22 protein-coding genes are annotated in these 21,779 nt (G+C 46.7%); 3 read left to right on the top strand and 19 right to left on the bottom strand.

Annotated features, from left to right (window positions below):
• Positions 1-75: 75 nt before the first annotated feature.
• The 16 genes from KAI36_RS06765 to KAI36_RS06690 all read right to left on the bottom strand — a co-directional run bounded on the left by KAI36_RS06765 (position 76) and on the right by KAI36_RS06690 (position 17,387).
• The gene (locus KAI36_RS06765) at positions 76-1,887 is read right to left on the bottom strand and encodes a DUF6382 domain-containing protein (protein WP_220027329.1); all 1,812 of its coding nucleotides are present in this window, start codon (positions 1,885-1,887) and stop codon (positions 76-78) included.
• 63 nt (positions 1,888-1,950) lie between these two features.
• Positions 1,951-2,463, bottom strand: coding sequence for an A24 family peptidase (locus tag KAI36_RS06760; RefSeq protein ID WP_220027328.1), 513 nt, complete (start codon positions 2,461-2,463; stop codon positions 1,951-1,953).
• Between the two features lie 94 nt (positions 2,464-2,557).
• Positions 2,558-3,553, bottom strand: coding sequence for a TadE/TadG family type IV pilus assembly protein (locus KAI36_RS06755; protein ID WP_220027327.1), 996 nt, complete (start codon positions 3,551-3,553; stop codon positions 2,558-2,560).
• The gene (locus KAI36_RS06750; RefSeq protein ID WP_220027326.1) at positions 3,522-5,738 is read right to left on the bottom strand and encodes a DUF5702 domain-containing protein; all 2,217 of its coding nucleotides are present in this window, start codon (positions 5,736-5,738) and stop codon (positions 3,522-3,524) included. Before KAI36_RS06750 ends, KAI36_RS06755 begins: the two co-directional genes overlap by 32 nt.
• Positions 5,739-5,778: 40 nt before the next feature.
• Positions 5,779-6,447: a TadE family protein gene (locus tag KAI36_RS06745; protein ID WP_220027325.1), complete on the bottom strand. Its 669-nt coding sequence runs from the start codon at positions 6,445-6,447 to the stop codon at positions 5,779-5,781.
• On the bottom strand, positions 6,447-6,638 hold the full coding sequence (locus tag KAI36_RS06740; protein WP_013309278.1) for a Flp1 family type IVb pilin: 192 nt from the start codon (positions 6,636-6,638) through the stop codon (positions 6,447-6,449). The genes KAI36_RS06745 and KAI36_RS06740 overlap by 1 nt, the downstream gene beginning before the upstream one ends.
• 10 nt (positions 6,639-6,648) lie before the next feature.
• Positions 6,649-7,533, bottom strand: a complete 885-nt coding sequence (locus tag KAI36_RS06735) for a type II secretion system F family protein (RefSeq protein ID WP_220027324.1) — start codon at positions 7,531-7,533, stop codon at positions 6,649-6,651.
• A 6-nt stretch (positions 7,534-7,539) separates the two neighbouring features.
• Entirely contained in the window at positions 7,540-8,316 is a 777-nt protein-coding gene (locus KAI36_RS06730; RefSeq protein WP_375162982.1) for a type II secretion system F family protein, read from the bottom strand.
• 11 nt (positions 8,317-8,327) lie between these two features.
• Positions 8,328-9,575 (bottom strand): TadA family conjugal transfer-associated ATPase, encoded by a 1,248-nt coding sequence (locus KAI36_RS06725; RefSeq protein WP_220027322.1) that lies wholly within the window; start codon positions 9,573-9,575, stop codon positions 8,328-8,330.
• 15 nt (positions 9,576-9,590) lie between these two features.
• The gene (locus KAI36_RS06720; RefSeq protein ID WP_025722696.1) at positions 9,591-10,748 is read right to left on the bottom strand and encodes a P-loop NTPase family protein; all 1,158 of its coding nucleotides are present in this window, start codon (positions 10,746-10,748) and stop codon (positions 9,591-9,593) included.
• A gap of 176 nt (positions 10,749-10,924) precedes the next feature.
• On the bottom strand, positions 10,925-11,083 hold the full coding sequence (locus KAI36_RS06715) for a hypothetical protein (RefSeq protein WP_179085429.1): 159 nt from the start codon (positions 11,081-11,083) through the stop codon (positions 10,925-10,927).
• Between the two features lie 191 nt (positions 11,084-11,274).
• A complete protein-coding gene (locus KAI36_RS06710; RefSeq protein ID WP_220027321.1) occupies positions 11,275-13,602 on the bottom strand; it encodes a histidine kinase in 2,328 nt (775 codons plus the stop codon).
• 215 nt (positions 13,603-13,817) lie between these two features.
• The gene (locus KAI36_RS06705; RefSeq protein ID WP_220027320.1) at positions 13,818-14,705 is read right to left on the bottom strand and encodes a metal ABC transporter permease; all 888 of its coding nucleotides are present in this window, start codon (positions 14,703-14,705) and stop codon (positions 13,818-13,820) included.
• A complete protein-coding gene (locus KAI36_RS06700) occupies positions 14,702-15,631 on the bottom strand; it encodes a metal ABC transporter permease (RefSeq protein WP_220027319.1) in 930 nt (309 codons plus the stop codon). The genes KAI36_RS06705 and KAI36_RS06700 overlap by 4 nt, the downstream gene beginning before the upstream one ends.
• A 5-nt stretch (positions 15,632-15,636) precedes the next feature.
• Positions 15,637-16,401: a metal ABC transporter ATP-binding protein gene (locus tag KAI36_RS06695; protein WP_023987614.1), complete on the bottom strand. Its 765-nt coding sequence runs from the start codon at positions 16,399-16,401 to the stop codon at positions 15,637-15,639.
• Positions 16,402-16,415: 14 nt separating this feature from the next.
• Positions 16,416-17,387 (bottom strand): metal ABC transporter solute-binding protein, Zn/Mn family, encoded by a 972-nt coding sequence (locus tag KAI36_RS06690; protein ID WP_220027318.1) that lies wholly within the window; start codon positions 17,385-17,387, stop codon positions 16,416-16,418.
• A gap of 235 nt (positions 17,388-17,622) precedes the next feature.
• Here KAI36_RS06690 and KAI36_RS06685 point away from each other — a divergent pair, with 235 nt between their 5' ends.
• Entirely contained in the window at positions 17,623-18,396 is a 774-nt protein-coding gene (locus KAI36_RS06685) for a DUF3153 domain-containing protein (RefSeq protein ID WP_220027317.1), read from the top strand.
• An 8-nt stretch (positions 18,397-18,404) separates the two neighbouring features.
• On the opposite strand, the gene KAI36_RS06680 is transcribed toward KAI36_RS06685, so the two are convergent.
• The 3 genes from KAI36_RS06680 to KAI36_RS06670 all read right to left on the bottom strand — a co-directional run bounded on the left by KAI36_RS06680 (position 18,405) and on the right by KAI36_RS06670 (position 19,830).
• Positions 18,405-18,830, bottom strand: coding sequence for a thiol-disulfide oxidoreductase DCC family protein (locus KAI36_RS06680; RefSeq protein WP_220027316.1), 426 nt, complete (start codon positions 18,828-18,830; stop codon positions 18,405-18,407).
• A 130-nt stretch (positions 18,831-18,960) separates the two neighbouring features.
• Entirely contained in the window at positions 18,961-19,287 is a 327-nt protein-coding gene (locus tag KAI36_RS06675; RefSeq protein ID WP_025722703.1) for a hypothetical protein, read from the bottom strand.
• Positions 19,288-19,410: 123 nt separating this feature from the next.
• Positions 19,411-19,830, bottom strand: a complete 420-nt coding sequence (locus KAI36_RS06670; protein ID WP_134910699.1) for an organic hydroperoxide resistance protein — start codon at positions 19,828-19,830, stop codon at positions 19,411-19,413.
• A gap of 200 nt (positions 19,831-20,030) precedes the next feature.
• Between KAI36_RS06670 and KAI36_RS06665 the strand changes: the two genes are divergently transcribed.
• Positions 20,031-20,216 carry a manganese catalase family protein gene (locus KAI36_RS06665; RefSeq protein WP_258382263.1) on the top strand — a complete coding sequence of 62 codons (186 nt, stop codon included), beginning with the start codon at positions 20,031-20,033 and terminating at the stop codon, positions 20,214-20,216.
• A gap of 178 nt (positions 20,217-20,394) precedes the next feature.
• Positions 20,395-21,714 carry an Nramp family divalent metal transporter gene (locus KAI36_RS06660; RefSeq protein WP_220027314.1) on the top strand — a complete coding sequence of 440 codons (1,320 nt, stop codon included), beginning with the start codon at positions 20,395-20,397 and terminating at the stop codon, positions 21,712-21,714.
• The last annotated feature ends 65 nt before the right edge of the window (positions 21,715-21,779 follow it).

The raw sequence follows: 21,779 nt of genomic DNA, 5'->3' as shown, positions 1-21,779 counted from the left end.
TAGTCCACTATTCATAAAGAAGGAAGCCCTAAATCTAACAAGCCTCTTCTTGACATCTATCCATATAACCTTCATTTATGATGCATTGGAGGATTTAAAAGAGTCCAACCGATAAGTATAAGAGACTCCGGCGATTTTAAAAGTGTCTCCATCCTTCATTGTGTACTCCTTATAAGGCACCATAGGCTCTCCATTCAGAACAGTTCCGTTCGTCGAGGATAAATCCTTAACAATGTGGCTATGTTCTCCTGTAACTATGCAAAGCTCAATATGAGAACGGGAAGCTCCATCCGTATGCTCCACAAACTGGACCAATTGCGGATCTCTCCCGATGATAAAGCTGCCTGCAACGAATTGGTCTGGCTGCAACCGGATGCGCTCTGTCCCTCCACTACCTGGTGGCTTGCGATCCAGGCAAGCAATCGGTGATTGCTGAACAGATGAAATCTGTATCTCTTGATCTGGACGAAGCAGCATCGTTTCCTGCTTAGATACAGCATTTATCAGCTCCGTTACCCCGGAGAGAGACTTATAATAAGCCTCACTGGTATCACTAGCTTCCAATTCATTTCCCCGTTCCGCACCTTTCCACGATGGCTCGTGTAAGTCAAAATTTGCTGAAGTTTTCTCCCTATCTTCCGTAACTCGGTTTCCCACGCTTTTAGATTCTGAGTTTGGAAAAGTCCATCTCCAGCTCTCCTGCCCTTGATCACTCGAATCGGAAGATTGCTTGTCTTGATGATGACGTCCCGCTACAAATCCGGTCAGCTTATCTACCTGATAACGATCATTTTTGCGATGTGCTGGGGAAGAAGTAGTTCCTAACCATTCCGAATCCAATACAGGTACTGAATCGCTGTACATATGAGATGAAGCTCGATTACGTTCCCATTTCCCCGTCCAGCTTATATAAGCAACAGCGGCAAGTACCAAGGTAAGCACCACGGAAATGATCAACGGTACCGTCTCTGGATGATCCAGATAAATATAACGCCACACGATGGCCGAAGCGAGCAGACATCCGAGAGTAATGTAGGTTTTATATTTTTGCAATCCAGGCTCCACATCTTCTACTTCGTTTTCTGTTACAAGCTCAGAATTCTCCTCTGGTTTCACGGACGGTTTGAGCCGATTGATCCGTTTAAGCTCCTGAATCTCCTGCAGAGTCTCCCGATGCTCCTGCCCGTATGTTCCGCCACGATCAGTATAATTCCCCTGTGAGGTATGAGAAGTATGAGCAGATATGATAGGGTCGGCTGATGAAAAGGCTCGCCCTTCCATACTTTCTCCCTGCACGCTAGCACTCTCTGTACCAGCCTTCATTCCTTGCAATAGCAGTTCCTTTAGCAATCCCAATTCAAATTCATTTCTATCACACAGATCGAGAATGCGTTGTATATATTCTCCCTGAAAGTGGGCTACACGAGTCATTAAACGAATAACCATCTGCTTAAATTGACTGCCTGTTTGCCCTGCATACTGTACACTGCGTAAAGGAACATAGGTTAAACTGGCGGTTTCCCTTGTACCTGAACCACTTAGAAAAATATAATCCTCGTGCAAAATAAACTGGCGGATATCTAACATATATTGCGGGCTGCGATGGAGGGCATCTGCCACTTCAAAAAGAATCCGGTAGAAATCCGAAGTCGACACACCCCCACCTTTCCATAACTGGGAAAGCATGCGTTGCCCCGAAATGTCGTAATGTAACTCAATCTGAAAATCGACTTCCTTTATTCTAAGTTCCAGCAGACCGGGAATCCGATTACCAGTCATCATGCCGGTCTGTACGGAATTTAAATCATCGGTCTTGAGCCCGTCTTCCTTGTTTAGAATCATAAATGTCCCGCCGTTCCGGGCAAAATCCCTGCTTAAACCAAACAATTAATGACCTCCTTAACAATTTCCTATCTCCGTGAGGTAGTATGATCTCCCCCAGCGGACATGTCATGGCAAGAAGTAAAGATAAGCACTGATCGCTCCCGGAATGACTGCGGTCATAAAAGGAAACCTGAGGTGCGCTTCATTTCCACTGGTCAGCGCTTTGCCGCTGCGAAATAGAAAAAATCCTCCTAAATTAAAAGCCACGCGCCGCAGTCTCATGATGGCTTCCCTCTTCCATAGCAAAATCCCTATGCCAATAATACCTGCAAAAAAAATCGAATATAAAGCTGACTGCCATGCAAAAGCAGCACCTGTCCATGCTCCAATCAAGCCGAACAGCTTTACATCTCCTGCACCAACAGCTCCCATCCAGTACAAAATCAGCATGAACCCAAATCCGGTACCCAGTCCAGCAACAGCAAATAAAAAACCGTGCCACCCTCCAAACAGAGTATTGAACACCAAGCCTACCACTATGCCGGGCAATGTAAGCTTATTAGGGATTTTCATGCTACGTAAATCCGTAACTAACGCAATCGCGAGCAGAACTCCGCATACAATATACATCCACGTCAATGCGATCTTCCCCCTTTATAAAATAGAACTAGCAGACTACCAGATCACTATCCATCGTAGTTATTCCTATCCGTCTATGTCGAGTCGATCCTATCTAGCCATCAGCTGGCTTTTCCACGGTAAACGGAACTTCTATACGTTGACCGTCCTCCGTTTCAATCACAAAGCTCCATTGACCAGGTGTTGTGTTCGTTCCCACAAACCAGTTCCATTCAATAATCCCGTCCGCATTGGCAGAGGTCCAGCCCAAATGCTGGGCCGTGCTTTGACCCGACTTATAAAGTACAGAAAGATTAGCAGTCGTCCCAGGCTCAACCTTGGCCTTGATCAAATTGTACACACCCTTCACAGCAGGTTCAGGCTTGACGAGCAACTGTATGGGATGCTGCGCATCCTTATCCTCTGTTGCCTCTCCTGTACCTGTCCCCTCCCCTGTGTTCCCAATCCAGAGACGTTCCTCTGCTGCCGCTTGAAGCACAATGCTGCGATACAGAAAGGGGACCTTCATCGGCAGTTCATACGATAGCTCTACTCTAAAATAAGGGTCCTTAGTTCCTGTAAGAGCAGGTACATGTACGCTCGTTATATGAATACGGTCATACTCCAGAATACTTTCCTCCATAAAAGGCTTTAGCATCGGCTTCAGAACAGGATCGAGTGCAGCTTCCGTAAATCGCCCCCGCAGCTCCTCCATCGGCTTTTGACCGCCCTGAACAGCGCTTTCTACCCAATCACCAATTGGAGGTGGCAACTGGGCAGCGAATTGGCTTGCATATTCACTCACAGATAACTTGGGCAGTTCATCCAGCGGTTCACGGACTGCATCTATTTTCGCGGACGCCGCCTCCACAGCTAGAGACACCGGGTAGATTTTAGCCGAAACCTGCTTAACCGCTTCTGAAGCGGTGGTCTGCAAGGCCGTGGATACCAGCGTCATCTGAACCATATAAATGAGAAAAATAATAAAAAACAGAAACATTGGCAACACCAGTGACGCTTCTAAAACAATACTTCCTTGTTCACATTGCTTCTGCCCACAAACTTTCCGTAAACACCGATTAATAGGAAAAATGCGCTGTTTTCGTGACATAGTACACACTTCCCTTAATACTCTCGCCTTCTTTTGAGGCGGTCCCGAGCATCTTCATTACCCCAGGTAGAAACCACAGCCTCATCCCATTCTTGACCTCACCCGTTGCATACGTTTGCCGCTCAGCAGGATTGACATCTGTATTCAGGCGGATCAGAGCAAGCATACGGGACATTTTTCGTTCATTATTGCTATGGAGCATCAGGAACAACCGCAAATGATCCTTGTATGTCATACGAAATTTCAGAAAATCAGACAATGGCACGTCCCCCTTTTGTGCCAGCATAATCATATCTTCTATCGCTTTTTCTACTCCATATAACAAAGCTGCCGCCAAAACGACCAGCGGATTACCTTTTGAGCTGTTTTTAACCAATCCCTCCATTGTTCGAATGGCAAGTCTCATAGCGAAAATTTCTCCATAGGCGGATGCCAGATTACCCGTCGGATTATGGAAGCCATACAGGATGTACTCAACTTCCTGATTATTCACCTCCAGCTGATCTCCCAAAATCTGTGCAGCATTTCCCACATTTCCACCCGACCCGGCCAAGCTGCCAAAACGACTAAAATCCACATGATGGAAGTAAGAAAGTGCGTATTCATTCTGGTAAAACTCGTCTCCCAGTTGAGTCAGTAAATTGGATGCCGACCCGTATAGACCATCCATACTATCCATGGAAGCTCCCGCTGCATCATAGGTGTCATAGGGCAAATCAGCGGATACAGATGGACTGGATGTAGACTGGTTAAATGAAATACTTTCATTGTAATACCGCTCCAGATTTTGGAATTTTTCTGCACTTTGTTTACCTTTGGAAAGAACCTCAATGATCCGATAGGCTTGTTTGAGCTTGTTTTTGGCCTCTTTTTCCATTTTCTTGCGTTCTTTGTCCGGTCCACGTCGCGTATCCATCATTTTGGCTTCACCGTCGAGTACATTGGCAGGTCCCGCCCAAGCATACGCATTCAAGTATTTATCTATCTCTTTGAGCGTTGATGCGACTTCTTGCTTGAGCATGTCTGCATTCAAAAATGGATCTGTATAAAAAGATAAGGTACGCATCATGCTCGTTATTCTATTGTTAGCAGTATTTATAGAAGTCCGTTGCTTTTCGATTTCTGCTTCCCATTGCTCAAATTCCTTGTCTGGAATCAACAAATCCTCTGCTTTTTGCCGTGCGCTTCCTACCGACGGATCTGCGTTGGAGCCTGCTCCGCTTGGAGTAGGGGCTGCTGAAACCTCATCATAGCCTGCATTGGCCGCCCTCTGCTTATATTGGGCAATGACTTTGCGCATCTCTTCATTAATCTGTCGGGCCTCATTTAACGGTTCCTTGGCTTCCAGAAGCAGCTTATCATGTTCTTCTCCAGCCTGAACCATGATCTGACGCAGGCGATCAAGCGCTGCCCTCGCTCTACGTGCATATTTTTCCATCTGCATGATTTTAACGTCGTCCACACTCTTCTTATTGTCTTCATATACATGTACGTAATGCTTATATTGAGCGGCAATATCGGCTACAACCTCAAGCGGGTCCCATATATACTGATTGGGCATATAGGTGCCCCTCTGTTTAATAATCCGCTTGCGAACCTCTTCCATATAAGCTCCTGCCTTACGCTGCTTCTCCAGCATGTCATCCAGTTTGGCCTCTCGTCTGTCGTACAGCTTTTGCAGCCTTTTCAGCAAATCTACCGTATGAGAAGCCTCTTTCATATTTTGAGAGAGCGGCTTTAGCTTTTCGAGCACTTCAAACGTAAAATCGACAGGTGCTTTATACTTCATCTCTTCACGGATCTGTTCGTTAAATATGGCATATTTACCAAGCTCTCTTTCCATTTGCAGGGAACTTGAATCCAGCTTCGTATTCATCAGCGGGAGTGAATCCGCGCGTGCCGTACGCCGCGCGCTGTCATTCAGCACTTTGACCATAATTTGTTCTCCGCCGCCTTCGCCATAAGCAAACAAACCGTACTCCTGTTGTAATGTCGGATCATAAGCAGACATCACTGAACGAACCGCCGCATGGGTCAGCCGTTCGGTCTGCACATGCAATGCAGCAATTCTCGCGTAATCAATAAATACAGCAATAAAACCGAACATGACCGCCAGAATCAGAATTAAAAAGACCGTGACAGCACCTGATTCCCCGTCCTTTGTATTGTGTCCCTTACCAAACACCTGCTTCCTCCTTTCCAGTTACATTCCCGTTACTTACTTCTCACTGACCGTTTTGACCATATTGCATCAGTACTTTCCCTACAACTGCCGAATCTACCTTTTCACCTGATCCTCTGCCCATAAACTTCGCACCATAATAACGGACCAACTCCACCGTACGAATCCATTCCACAGGTTCGACCACGCCAGAGCTCATTTCCCCTTGCAAATCTGTCTGATCTAAAAACTGATTCAACAAAGGTACCTTCACTATCTTATTTAACTTTGTGGTCACCTTACGGTGAATCATACTGTTCTCATATGTCATCTGCCCCTGCATGCCCGCAGGCATTCTATTTTCTGCATTGGACAGCTTCTGAGCAGGTAACGAGCCTCCCCCATTGCCGCCCGGCACCTGTACACTTTCCTGATTGTTGGCTCCGGTCCAGCCAAACAGGGCTCCCAGCATACCATCATCCTTCAGGCGCCAATAGAGAGAATCCCGTTGCCCTTGTGTAAATGCTCCCGTACGTGGGTCCTTGAAGCTGTTATCCCAACTGTAAGCGGCCCTTTCCGAAGCAGTAGCAGCGACCTGCACCAATATAGATTTTTGATATATGTACAGGCAAAAAAATAACATCACAAAAATGACCAGCAGTAGAATGGGAAAGACGAGGGAAGCTTCCAAGGAGAAGCTCCCGTCCTCTTTTTGTGCCAATTTGCGCAGCATTATGAATCCATAAAATCGTTACTTTTTTTATCCGCCTTTTTCAAAAGCCCTTCTACAATTTTCTTGATCTGATCCTTAAAAATAATTGCCACCGCAATCAGAATGGCAATGATCAGGATCATTTCTAACGTACCCAGACCATCCTCATCCTTGTACAACTTACGAATACTGCCTGTTACTAATGTCATCATTGTATTCCTCCTACATATTCATCATCATTAAAGCCGGAGCGCCCACCAGCACAATTACCGTTAGCAAAATCAGCGCCATCGGGAATACTAGCTTAGATGAAGCCTGCTCCCCTCTTGTGCGGCTAATTGAAGTCCGCTTGCCCCATAACGTCTGGGATAACTCACGTAAAGCCATCACGAAATCGCTCCCGCCGCGCCTCATATTCAACAAAACTGTCGTCGTAAATACTGTCATTTCCTGAATACCACAACGTTTGCTCAGGTGCTCAAATGCCTGTTGAAAGGAAAAGCCGCTTTCCCATTCCGCCACCGTCTGCCTCAGTTCTCGATACAACGGATGTTCCGTATCCGCCCCTTTACGTTCCACGCAATGTAGCAATGCCCGTTGTACCGTCTCACCTGCACCTACTAAAAGCATCATTTTACTCAACAGTTCAGGCAATTCCATTAAAATTTGCTGATCCCGCTTCTGTACTTTCCCATGTAAATCCTTGATCAGCGCGATGGGTACCAGAATACCAAGTCCCAATCCGAGCACCAGCCCGGTCGCATCCCCGCCCAGCATAAGCGATATTAAAGCTCCACCAGCAGCCATTATATATCCGTAACCCAACATTTCTGCCAGAAAAAGCATCGTTTTTTCTCCGCTGTTGCGCATACCATACAGCTTCTGCACCGAACGCTGGAGCTTGAACATTAGCAAAGGCAGCCTGTGAGTAGCACGTAAAGCATGAATCATGTGTACAAATGGGACTGAAAGTCTTTGCAGCCGCAGTCCCTCCAGCTTCATATGGCGAAAATGCGCATACTTAGCACCGTGCATCTGGTTCAGCACCACCCAGCCTCCCACTTGCAGAACCAGCATGACCAGACAAACCAACATCACCACACCCATCTCTCCTTACACTTCAATCTTCATAATGTGGTTGATCCACACAAGACACCCACCAAGCACCAATAAACAAAAGGTTGATAAAACCATACCTGTACCGCTGTATAAGGGCATCATGTAATCACCCGCTGTCATCGTCATAAACAATACAAACAAAAAAGGCGCCGCAAACATAACCCTCGATTCAAAACGTTTCTGCGCAATCATTACACCGATCTCCTGTTGAATTTCCAACTTCTCACCAATGACACTTGAAGCTCGTCGTACGACTTCCACCAGATCACCTCCGGTTCGCTTGCAAGCCGCAAATACGTCCGCAAAATTCGTAATATCCTCCATCTGCGCCCGACGGGCCAAATCCTGCAAAGCAGCCTCTACAGGCTGTCCGATTTCGAGACAGGCGGTAATAATGTTAAATTCAAAAATCAGGTCGTGATCTCCATCCGGACTAAGCAATCTCAAATCCTCTACAGCCTCACGAAAACCATTCTCCACCGACCTTCCCGCTGAAAGAGAAGACGAGAGCGAATATAAAGCCTGCTTGAATTGGATGCTTAGAGCAGACCTGCGTCGTTGCAGCAAAAATTGCCTAAAATAACGAGGCGTCACCCCAGCCCCGGCAGCGCACAGCAACGATAATATCCATTGGTGATAAAATAGATAGCCGATCATTGCGAACAGCACGCCACTAAAGAATATGCACAGACTTTTTTGTACTGTCGATAATGTATATACCGTATAATCTGGCAGAGAAGGGACCTCACGTGATACTTGCTTGGCAGTCATTTTTCCTGGCTTCACGCTGATACTCCTCCCCTGTGCCAGTTTTCCGGATTGATCCCGGCCATTTGCAGCTTCAAAGTATGTTTCAGACCCTCGCCACAACGTTCCAGATCTCCTACGATTCGCCCCTTACTTTCTCCTCGTTCCTGAAAACGATAAAGAGGGTTAAGCGTCACCTCACCATTTTCAAAGCCAATCACTTCGCTAATTTCCAGCACTCGTCTAGATTTGTCGCGCATCCGTGACAGATGAACGAATATATCAATAGCTGAGCTGATCTGCTGCCGTACTACTCCAAGCGGAAGCTCTGCTCCTCCGAGCACCATCGTTTCCAGCCGGCTGACCATATCGCGGATATTATTCGCATGCCCAGTTGACAAGCTTCCATCATGGCCAGTATTCATCGCTTGCAGCATATCCAATGCCTCACTTCCCCGGACCTCACCCACCACAATGCGGTTGGGCCGCATACGCAGGGAGGAACGAATCAGATCACGAATTGTGATTTCTCCCTTTCCCTCGGTGTTCGCATTCCGTGTTTCCATGGAAACTAGATTAGGGACCGTCACAATTTGCAGCTCTGCTGAGTCTTCAATGGTAATAATCCGTTCAGACGACGGGATAAACTGGGATAATGCATTCAGAAAAGTTGTTTTACCAGAACCCGTTCCTCCGCTTATAAAAATGTTGTACTTGCTACGTACCAAGTCCTTGAGCATAGCAGCGGTTTCTGCATCAAGCGCACCCATTTGTATCAAGTCATCCATCGTCATAGGACGCTCGGGAAACTTCCGTATTGTCATCGTCGGACCCTTGAGAGCAACTGGAGGCAGCACAATATTTACGCGTGACCCATCCTTTAACCGGGCATCCACAATGGGGGAAGCCTCATTCACAATTCGGTTCACCCCGGCTACAATCGTCTGGATTAAATCCTCCAGCCGCTCGCGGGACTCAAATTGATCAGGTACCTGCATCACTTCACCAGCCCGCTCCACAAAGATTTCCCGGTGACTGTTAATCATAATTTCCGTAACGGTCGGATCGTCAATCAATGGCTGGAGTACATCCAGCCCACGGAAAGAGTTAAAAATCTTGCGGACAAGTGCATGCTTCTCTCGGGAAGTTAAGCCCGCCAGCTCTACATCGTGTAAAATTCGATTTTCAATATGCCGTACCAGATCTGTATCCTTTACCGAAGACGTTACGTCCAGCCCGTTTCGGATATCTGCTCGCAATGCCTTAAACCGTTCCTCATTCATGTTCATCAGCCCCTTTTAAGACCAAACGGCGGGCGGATGTGTTACACTGTCCACATTCAGCAGCTCGTGGCACAGATGACGAATTTCCCGCTGATAAATCGGTGAACTAAGCAGTAGCTCACGGTGCTGCATCTGCTTCCATGAAGGTATATAGGGTAACGCTCCGTTTAGCTCCATGAAGTCACGAGGTAATGAGTTGATCATAGTTCCCATATAGCGGTTCACCACAAAGCTGGTTTTGCATATCATGTCTTCAAGCCCTTCAGGCTGCGTGGTTTCTAAAACATCCAGCCATAATCCGCACTTGTGCATGCTCATTAAATCGTCTGCCAGCAGCCAAATCAGCTTATGACTAGCTTCAAGCACGGCTTGAGCCCGATCACCTTTTTCAGAATCGCCATCTACGATCACTACATCATACTGCCCACTTTCGGCAACCGTTCGAATCAGCTCTTTCGCTTCATCACAAGTCATGTCCGTCAGCTCCTTGCGATTATAGACAGGCTGAAAAGTATCCGCCTGAATTTCAGGGCGACGAATACAATAGGAAGCCATGGATAATGGAGTGTCCTCACTCCCCTCCGCCTTGAGATCATAGAGCAGCCTGGACAACCCTTCTCCTTCTGCTCCGCTAGCACTGCCTGAACCAGTGAACAACGAGCTTGAATCCACCGTCTCCAGATTCAGATAGAATACCGAATACCCCTCATTCCCCAGCTGTTTGGACATATTGAGTGCGGCCGTTGTCTTACCTAGTCCACCGGAAGCTGCTACCATGCCGATAATCATTCCACCTTCCCGACTGTTTACACTTTTCCGACCGTTCGACCTCTGTCTAGCCGTTTCCAAAATAAAACCGACCAGCTCAGATAAAGGCTGATATTTTAATAAAGGCTGTCCATATTCGCTCACTTGTTCTCCCTCATGTAATACCAAACAAGGAATATCAGCAGCTTCCCTGTCTGTCCATAGATTCAAAAAAGCCGCTTCACCTACCACCACATCCGGTCTTTTCATTCCACTGGTTTCCATCATGTATTGATGAAATGCCTCCGGTTGCGAAAAAGCCGTTATTCTCAGCCTTCTGGCGTACTCGCTTCCGTGAATATAATTCAGCAGCGGCTCAATATAATCCCGGCCTTCTACGGCCAATACCACTTTCACTGGAACCATAACGCTCATCCCTTTCCCTAACACAACAACGCAAAAAAGCACCGTTCATCAATCCGTAAATACATACGGTTGGTGAACGGTGCTTCCGTCACGTGCAATCTATTTACTGGTAGAATAGCATAGCGCTTATATTAGAGCAAGTATTTTTTGTGCAAGTATCTTCCAAAATCCTCGTACTAGGAGAAGGCGGGCAGTCTAGCCCCGCCTCCTACTATCTTCATCTTAGTAGAATTTGTGGTGACGACGATGACAGTCATGATGGCGATGATGGCGATGATGGCGACGTTTCCGGCAATGACATTTCTTATCAAAATCTTCATGTTTCCGGTGATCATGTTTAAATTTAGGTTTAAACTTAATGACAGTCACCTTAATGATCTTCTTAAAGATACGTTTTTTTGGCTTACGCAAATGACAATGTTTAAACATTTTTAATTCGCCTCCATTTCTTTGAGATAGAATATACTATGGAAGCAGCGAACCATCGGTAACCATCATATGACTATTTATGAATTTACTGGGCTAATTAATGATCTACCTCAAGTTTAATATCCGGATCATAATCCGCCACAATTAGAACATCCATATGACGTGCTTGACGGAGAATCCTCGGCACAACCGCAGCCTTCCCCCAACGGCTACTTCGGGAAGACTGCCCCACGATGAGCTGCGTACCTGAATATCCTTCCACTGGAGCAATCAAAATGTCGGCAATTTCGCGTCGGCTGGAAACAAGCCGAATCTCAAAGGTTCCCCCCAGTCGGTGGGTCAGCAACTTTAGTTGTTCCAGACGAGGGTTCAGTCTCTCAGGTATACGCTCACCAACATGAGCATAAGTCACAATCCACACAGCCTTCAGACGAAAGGCGATACGAAAACCGCGGCGAATCAACCTTTCAGCATTTTCGCTTAGCGTCACGCCTACGAAGATCACTTCCTCCCTGCGCCACGGTCCCCGAAGTGATTCGTGTCGATCCCAGGATTCCAGCCGCTCATCTACGTCATCTGCCAATTCCCGCAAAGCAAGTTCACGCAACGCAATCAGATTGCCCAGTTTAAAAAAGTGGCTAAGTGCCTGTTCCACCTTCGCAGGATCGTATATTTTGCCCTCACGCATACGCTGCTGCAACGATTTGGGAGCCACATCAACAAGCTGTACTTCATCGGCCAGACGCATCATATGGTCGGGAACAGTCTCTCTCACTCGTATGCCAGTAATCTGTTCTACCGCATCATTCAAGCTCTCCAGATGCTGTACATTCATTGTGGATATCACAGAAATACCTTGTTCCAAAATGGTAAGCACATCCTCATAGCGCTTAGATCTCAGACTTCCGGGCACGTTGGTATGTGCCAGCTCATCAATAAGCACCACCTCGGGATTACGCCTGAGAATCGATTCCGTGTCCATTTCTTCCAAGTGTGCGCCATGCCGCTCGATGGACTGACGGGGTATCATCTTCAGAGATCCTACCTGGGCCAGTGTTTCTGCTCTTCCGTGCGTTTCCAGCAATCCGATAACTACATCGATTCCGCTCTCCAGCAGATCATTCCCCTCTCTCAGCATCGTGTATGTTTTGCCGACCCCCGGAGCAGCGCCAATGTATACCTTGAGCTTGCCCCGCAGGATTTTGGCTGCCTCAGCCTGTGCTTCCTCAACGCTCAAACGATGATACGGATCATTATCTCCCTCCTCCTGTCTCATTGTTGGCAAAATCCGCTCACCCTCCTGCTCGGCCCGGTCCGCAATCAGCAGCAAATCCATATTTTTCATTCGTTTTAAAATCCCGTTCACAAGCGATCCTTTCATCAACTCCTGCCACGGAGTCTGCCGAGAATGCCCCATAACAATTCGGGTAACATTGTGCGTCACCGCATAATGAATCAGTTGACGAGGCAACCTTCTGCGGGAAAAAAGCGGGATTTCTTCAAATGTTGATCCGATCTTGTCAGCCAATTTCTCAATTGAACGCTTGAAGGCTGCTGATTCCTTGGACAGCTTGCGCTTCGAGCTGACAAAGGAGACTACTAGCATATCTCCTCCCAACCGCTTGGCGACCTGTTCCCCCCTACGTACATAAATGGACCCATTCCAATGATATTGGACAGGTACCAAAATACGCTCTGCGGCTCCTGACGCCCCGTGCAAGCCTAACTCCTCCCGGTGCCGTTCCAGCGAATCGTTCACATCCTCTGCTACCAATCGCAGGGCTAGCTCACGCAATTTACCCAGATTTCCCCGGTGAAACATCTCAGGATTGGGCGTATGCATGTAGCCTTTCGCCAACCGTTCCAAAATCATCTCCGGGGTGGCATCAATCAGACGAATTTCATCCGCCAGCTCCAGTGTATCAACTGGAACCGTATATTCCGCTTCAAAGCCTGTCAGCTGATATACCCACTCCGTAATTCCTTCGAGTTCATAAACATTGACCGTCGTAATGACGCTAATTCCCTGCTCCAGCAAATACCGAATATCCTCCAGCCGTGTTGGAAATGGGGCATCTTTCCGGTTATGATGTGCCAAATGATCCACCAGTACCACCTCGGGATTTCGTGCCACCAAAGCTTCCACATTCAGATCCTTTTGCTCCTCACCATCTTTTATCCAATGAATACTAGGCACTCGCTCCAGCGTGCCGACCTGTTCCACGGTCACAGGCCGCTGCATGGTTGAGACCGCACAAATCACAACATCAATACCTTCATGCTGCAGCGATTGTCCCTCCTGCAGCATATGATACGTCTTGCCCGAGCCACTGACCGCACCCATGTATATTTTGAGTCTGCCTCGATGCAGTTTGTTAATCGAATCCAGTATTTCCTCTGGTGATTTACGTTTGAAGCTCTCCACTTTCGTTCCTCCCCACAACGTGCTTGTTTGTTCCGTCCATTCTTATATGGTTGTAATGAATGTACTCCCGTGTCCCAATCAATTCAAGATGATCAATCAAGCTTGCCCCAAAAAAAGCCGCACAGGGCAGTATAAGCGCAAAAAACGTGCATTCAGGTCTCTTATGCCTGAATGCACGCTATTTTGGGTAACTCATATGGGATCACTTCCTACAATCACTTGCTATCTTCGCCAACGATCCCCCGTTGTTGAAATAACTTTTGCCATACCACACCGTGAGACGGGGAAAAGAGAAAAGCCAAAAGCAGCAACACACCCGATATACATAGCATACTTGCCGCAATAGAAGCATCCAATACACTTGCTGTGTAAAAGCCTGCGACCGAGCTGATGGCTCCAAATCCGACGCTGTATACAATCATACGGGACAACTTCTCCGTCAGCAAATAAGCGGTAAGAGGCGGTACAACGAGCATGCCAACCACCAGAATTGCACCCACACTCTCAAATGACGCCACCGTCGTTAGTGAGACGAGACTCATCAGCAGATAATGAAAAAAAACAACTGGAATGCCTAATGAAGCTGCCAAGGCGGGATCGAAGGAAGTAATTTTAAATTGCTTGAAAAAGCCCCCTATCACGATCAAATTGATCAAAAACATCGCGCCCGTAATCCACACAGCCCTCGGACCGACATCGAAGCCGGCTATCTCTAACGTATTCCACGGCACATAAGCAATTTCCCCATATAAAACGTGATCCATATCCAGATGGACATTCGAAGCAAACACGCTGACCAGCAAAACACCGATAGCAAACAATGTCGTAAACACTACCCCAATGGCAGCATCACTTTGCAGACCGCTTTGTTGGAACAGCTGAATCAGGTACACCGTTAGAAGACCCAACACTGCCGCACCAAACATCATCCACACCGAATCTCTCGATCCGCTGATGAGAAAGGCAATGACAATCCCCGGCAGTACCGCATGACTGATTGCATCACCGATCATAGCCATTTTTCGGAGCACGAGAAAGCACCCAACGATACTACATCCCCCTGCCACTAACATTCCCGTCAAAATTACATAAAATGAACTCATAGGGCACGCTCCTCCCTTGGCTGTGTACCGACTGCCTGCTCCAGATTTTTTCTGGCGTTCAACCGAACGATAGCCTTGGAGATCATCCCGCGCTGCGGCGCAAAAATCAAGCTCACTCCAAACACCACAGTCGCGCACAACACGCATAACGGTCCTGTAGGCAGATTTTGTCCCAGAGAGCTAATGACCGTCCCACCAAGGCCTGCTATAGCACCAAACAAGCCTGATAGGCATACCATGACACCCAGCTTCTCTGTCCAGTATCTTGCCGACACGGCCGGGGTAATCAGCAGAGCAGCCATCATAATGACTCCCACGGCCTGAATGCCAGCAACCACCGCAATGACAATCAATAGCATCAACAACTTATCCAGCAAACCTGCCGGAAAACCAAGACCGCGGGCAAAGCCGGGATCAAAGCTGAGCAGCTTAAATTCCTTGAAAAATAATATACATATTCCGATGAGTACCACCGAAATTACCGCCATCGTATAAACATCAGACAATACCATTGCCGCAGCTTGACCAAATAGAAATTTATCCAAACCGCTTTGGTTTCCTGCGCCACTATGCTGGATTTCGGTCAACAACATAATACCGAAACCAAAAAATACGGACAGCACCGCTGCAATCGCTGAATCGCTTTTAATTCGCGAATACCGGGTTAACGCACTGATGGCAAAGGTCGCAACAATCCCTGCAATGGCGGCCCCAATCATAAATCCAAACACGGATTTTGTACCTGTGATCATAAAAGCCACACATACCCCCGGCAAAGCCGCATGTGCCAAAGCATCTCCCATGAGCGACTGCTTGCGCAAATACATAAAACTACCAATAACCCCGCTACTTAAACCGAGCAAAATGCATCCCAGCAAAATCCACTGCATGTTTGGGTCGGTCAAAAGCGCTGCCAAGCTTGTCATACTGCTCACCTCACTCCGAGTATCGTACCGGAATCCGGGCCTGTTTTGAGTATACTCAGACGCCCGCCATACGTACGCTGTAGATTTTCCTCGGTAAAAATATCTGTCGTTTCTCCAAACGCCATAAGATGCCCGTTCAACAGCATAACCTGATCAAAATAATCCGTGACTGTAGATAAATCATGATGAACGACAAGTACGGTTTTACCCTGCTGTTTCAGATCGTTGAGCAATGAAATAATGGCTTTTTCTGTTGCAGCGTCCACACCGACAAACGGTTCATCCATAAAATAAAGCTGAGCGTCCTGCGCCAGTGCTCTGGCTAAAAAAACACGTTGTTGCTGACCGCCAGACAATTGACTAATCTGCCTGTCTGCATATTTGCTCATTCCAACCTTGTCCAAACTCTCCATCGCAGCCTGACGATCTGCTGCTCCCGGACGCTTAAACCAGCCCAATCTGCCATACCGTCCCATCATAACCACATCCAATGCGTTCGTCGGAAAATCCCAATCCACCGACTCCCGCTGTGGTACATAGCCAACCTTGAGTAGCTGTTGCTTATAGGGCTTGCCGTAGACCAGCACCTCGCCCCTAAGCTTTGGAATCAGTCCAAGCGCTGCCTTAATCAGCGTAGATTTCCCAGCCCCGTTCGGACCGATAATACCAATCAGCTTGCCTTCCGGCACTTCAAAGGAAACATCGAACAAAACGGGCTTTTTTTGATAAGCTACCGATAAATCACGAACGACAAGTGGTGAATGCCCCATGTATCTCTGCCTCCTTATTTAAGAGCTTTAACAATCGTATTGACGTTATGCTTGACCATTCCAATATACGTTCCATCTTCTGTGCCCTCTTCACCCATGGCATCCGAATACAGCTCGCCACCAACCTTAATTATATGACCTTGCTGAGCGGCCCCCTGAATAACCGCATCTATGGCCTTTCTCGGAACACTAGATTCTACGAATATAGCCTTGATTTTATGTTCGACCAGATAATCTCGCAGCTTGGTCACATCTTGAGAACCCGCTTCTGATTCTGTGCTCATACCTTGAAGTCCTCTCACTTGAATGTGGTAGGCATCTCCGAAATAGCCGAAAGCATCATGTGCCGTGACAAGCACGCGCTGGGCTTCCGGTATACTGGCAATCTGCTCTCTCGTGTAATCGTCCAGCTCTCGCAGCTCAGTAAGATAGCTTTCTGCGTTGGCCTTATATTCCTCCGCATGAACAGCGTCTAGCGCCGACAATTCATCTCTGACGGTTTCTACCGCAGACATCCAATTCTGTACGTTAAACCAGATATGTGGATCATGCTCAGATCCCATTTCCGGGCTACCTGCACGCAACTGATCCTGTGCGATGTTCTTGGACACGGGTATGACGGTTTTTTGCTTGCTGATTTTCTCCAGAATGTCCTGCATTTTTCCTTCCAGATGCAACCCGTTATAAAAAATAACGTCGGCCTGATCCAGCTTGCGCATATCTCCCTGAGAAGCCTTGTACAAATGCGGGTCAACGCCTGACTTCATAATTCCCGTGACCTCCACATGATCACCGCCGACCTTGCCGACAATGTCAGAGATCATACCGATGGTAGCCGTAGCCTTTATTTTTTGTCCCGCCTCTCTCGCAGTTCCCTGCTCCTTCTTCTTAGCATCGGTACATGCAGTCGCTAGAACCAGAGCCAGAGACAACACTCCAACCGTCGTTACCCATCGCGGCAAAGCCTTCTTAAACTGCTTGTTCATGTTTTAAAATCCTCCTCTGAATTTCGTTTTGGGACAAACTATTTCCTTGATTCAATTATTTTTTATCAATACTATATTTTAGAGTATACACTAAAGTTTTTACCTAGGGAAACATTTTATAAAATATAATTCTTATGTATTTCGTTATACCGTTCGATTTTCGTTCTCCCAATGTGTAATATATAGAAGATATCCAGTCGTTAAACCAAAGAATACATATAAAGAGGTGCAGGTCATGGAGCCAACAGGATACAGCCCTTATCGGAACAAACGTCGGCAAGTTCGGATACGAAAAATACTGCTCATTTTTATGCTGGTGTGCTGTCTGCTTGCCCTAACTTCCTGTGCTCGAGGTGACATCCATGTAGATGTTCATCTCGATCAAAGTGTAGATATGGATGCAACGTTCAGTGTAAACAACCAGACACTGATGATGTTGGACAATCCCGGACTGCTAGATCGATTAGTCAAGCGTATTCAAAGCAACAATGTAGATGTACAGCCGCTAGCTGAACAGGGAAGAAAGGGATATCAAATCAAGGGACATTATCAAGGAGATTGGAGCACAAAAAAAAATCCCAGTCAGGGATTAAATCTACCTGAGGGATTAGAAATAAAGCGCGCTGTGAGCCAACATTTTTTCACAACGAATATTGATCTTACCATGAAGCTCGATCTACCACGGATGCTCCCTGAAGAAGCTCAAGGACTGAGTGACAAATTTGAGCAAATGAATGTGTTTGCGCGCAAATTACTGGAGCGGCAGCTGGATCTTAACTTCAGCCTATCCTTACCCATCCAACCTGCTACCAATAATGCGGACCGTGTGTCGGAAGACGGAAAAACACTGTATTGGGACATTGCTCCATTGGAATCTAACGAGCTAAAATTGTCTGTTAACGTACCCAATGTACGACATATCGTGTATGTAGCTGTTACGAGCCTGATACTGATCGTGCTCGCTGTGATCTTACTAATTCGTAGACATCGCTCCAATAAAGAAACTTAAAAAAGAAACTAAAAAAAACGTTGTCTAATTTCTGGTGGGGGGATCTGACATTGATCCTCTTCATCCTTGCCAAACCAACGATATCGGTTACGCGCCACCCAGTTATAGACTGCATTGCGCACAAAGCGGGGAACCAGGATGAACACATAGGCCAGCGGATATGGAAAACGAAGACGTTTGGCAATTCGCAAAGCTGCGGTTGACCTTGTATAATACGTACCGTCTTCAATCAGCACGAACGTATCCAGCAGATCTGTAGATAGTCCTCCTGCACGTAATAGTTCTTGTCCTGCCTCAGATTGCAGGGAACCAAAATGAAATGTTCCCTTAGGGTCACGCTTGATAATAAAGCGGGCCGCTCCCTGACAAAAGTGGCATACCCCATCCACCAACACAATGGCATGATCTGAATGAGCATGATCAGACTGGTTCATAAATGCATCTCACCTCCAGAGAAATCAACGGCATGAATACCAGCAACACAATCATATGAATATAAACAAAAAAACGCCGAAAGTATCCGACGCTTGTTTAGAAATGTATAGTCTTTACCTGTTCGAAAAACTAGCTCAATGCTTTCTCAAACAGCTGTTTTGTATTAATTTGCTCTAAAAACTCCTCATGGAACTTATCCATACACTTGCAGATAAAATCCTTATGGCATACCGGGCAAGGCGTCGTTAGCAGTCGACTAATATTCGTCAAGGTCCACTCCGGATTACGTTGAGAAAAAACGCGGCACTCCGTTCCATCGGCCAAACTCATTTTAAACTCATAAAGCCCTTCTTTTTCGTTGCTGCCAGCCAGCGTGAAATTAACAATATTCGGTCTGTAAGACATCATATCACCCGTATTTTTCAAATTTGTTTCGTACCTGATGACCAGAATCACCTAAGCCATCTTAATGAATTTTGGCGATGATGTCAAATGGTCGCAAATCTCAGCGAATCAAGATCTATGTGCAAAAGCCACCGATAAATCGGCGGCCAGAGTGTAAAAGTTATAGAAATGCAGTCAAATGACATTGAGCTCGACATCAATGTTACCGCGTGTTGCTTTGGAGTATGGACAAAAATCATGCGCTTGGCGTGCCAAATCTTCGGCCTGTGAGCGTTCAATACCGGGGATTTTCACATCCAGACGTACCGCCAGCTGGAAGCCGCCATCGCTTGGGTCCTTGCCGATAGATACGTGGCTGGTGACCTCAACATTGTCTACCTTCACCTTAGCCTTTCGGGCCACATTAGCCAATGCGCTCTCATAGCAGGCACCATAGCCTGCCGCAAACAATTGCTCCGGATTCGTAGCTTCTCCACCTGCGCCACCCAGTTCCTTCGGCGTACTGAGCTTATGCTTCAAAACCCCATCAGATGAAGCGACTGAACCGTCTCTTCCACCATGTACCGTTGCTGATGCTGTGTATAATGCTTCCATGATTTAATCTCTCCTTCTCTATATTATTTGCATTTCGCATGAATCCATCGTCATATTAAGACATGATTACCTTCTCGTATGTACTTTAAACAAACTACACAAAATGAATCATTTATAACATGGAAGTTAACTAATTTATTTACCGTTTAATTCCATCTCACCTTGTTTACACTATATGCAAAATGCTTCCGATTCCGAACTTGGAGAATAAAGCCTTTTCTGAAACGCGTAAATTCGAAGAAAAAGGATTACACCGGGCTATTTATCGTTTCAGTCCGAATGACTACAAAGAAATTGATAAAATATGGAACGGCGTTCACCCGGAAGATGGACAACAATTTAAAAAAATCCAAAACGACCAAGCTGCTCCCCTCAGAGCGATATAGCTTGGTTTTTCTATTGTTCAGCTTTATACGATGGCTATATTGCTTCAAAAATACGATTAACTTGCTTGACCACACAAAAGTTGCACTAGACAAAAACTATTGTGGGTGTACAATAGGGATAACACAATCGTTATGTCACTAATAATATATTTCAACATTAATAAAGAAGGTGAAGCGTATGAAAAATACAAAGGGCAACTTCGCGGAAATCGCTTCACTGTCGGAAGTGAATCGTTCCTTGAGCGTCCCGAAAGACGGGACTTGGTTTCGGAAGTTTCTTGCCTTTGCTGGACCCGGCTATATGGTCGCAGTCGGCTATATGGACCCCGGCAACTGGGCCACTGACATCGCTGGCGGATCAAAATTCGGCTACACGCTGCTTAGTGTCATTCTAATCTCCAACCTGATGGCCATCCTGCTGCAAGCCTTATCCGGCAAGCTTGGCATTGCCACAGGTAAAGATTTGGCTCAAATGTGCCGTGATGCCTACAGTCGTCCTGTCGCGATCGGCTTATGGCTCTTGTGCGAAATTGCCATTGCAGCCATGGATTTGGCCGAGGTCATCGGTTCAGCCATTGCGCTGAAGCTGCTGTTTGGTCTACCGTTACTATACGGAGTCATCATTACCGCATTTGACGTCATGCTTATTTTACTGCTGCAAAACAAAGGTTTTCGGGCATTGGAAACACTCGTCATTGTGCTAATGGCGACGATTGCCGGCTGTTTTGGGATTAATCTCATTTTGGCACAACCGGAATGGGGCGGCGTATTGGGCGGCTTTGTACCAGACTCGCAAATTTTGACGAATCCAAGCATGCTGTATATTGCCATCGGTATTATGGGCGCTACTGTAATGCCGCATAACCTGTATCTGCATTCTTCTATTGTACAAACTCGCAAATTTGAGCAGACTTCAGCAGGTAAACGGGAAGCTATTACATTTGCAACTTGGGATTCCAGTATAGCGCTGATGTTCGCTTTATTTATTAATGCCGCCATCTTGATCGTGGCAGCTGCTGTATTCCATACGGCAGGAAGAACAGATGTAGCCGAAATTAGTGATGCCTATTATCTGCTTTCGCCACTACTGGGAACCACACTGGCGAGCATACTATTTGGGGTGGCGTTACTCGCCTCAGGTCAAAATTCAACCGTAACAGGCACTTTAGCTGGACAAATCGTGATGGAGGGTTTTTTGAATCTTCGTCTTTCACCTTGGTTGCGTCGTCTAGTGACCCGCCTCATCGCGATCATTCCAGCGGTCATCGTCACTGCAATCGCAGGTGAAAAAGGTGCGGAGGAACTGCTTGTGCTGAGCCAGGTCATCCTGTCCATCCAGCTTCCCTTTGCCATCATTCCATTACTGCTCTTTACCAGCGACAAAAAGATTATGGGTGAATTCGCAAATAAAATGTGGCAAAAAGTATTAACCTGGATCGTGACCGCTGTCATTATCATCTTGAATGTAGTGCTCATCATCCAAACGATATCAAGTTGACAGACTGTTTGGATGTAACCAGTAAAAAAAAGGTATTCCAGAAGGCAAAATAGCCATGGAATACC

Source organism: Paenibacillus sp. S02 (assembly GCF_019454065.1).
Classification (GTDB): Bacteria; Bacillota; Bacilli; order Paenibacillales; family Paenibacillaceae; genus Paenibacillus; species Paenibacillus polymyxa_B.
This window is presented reverse-complemented; position numbering and strand designations above follow the sequence as displayed.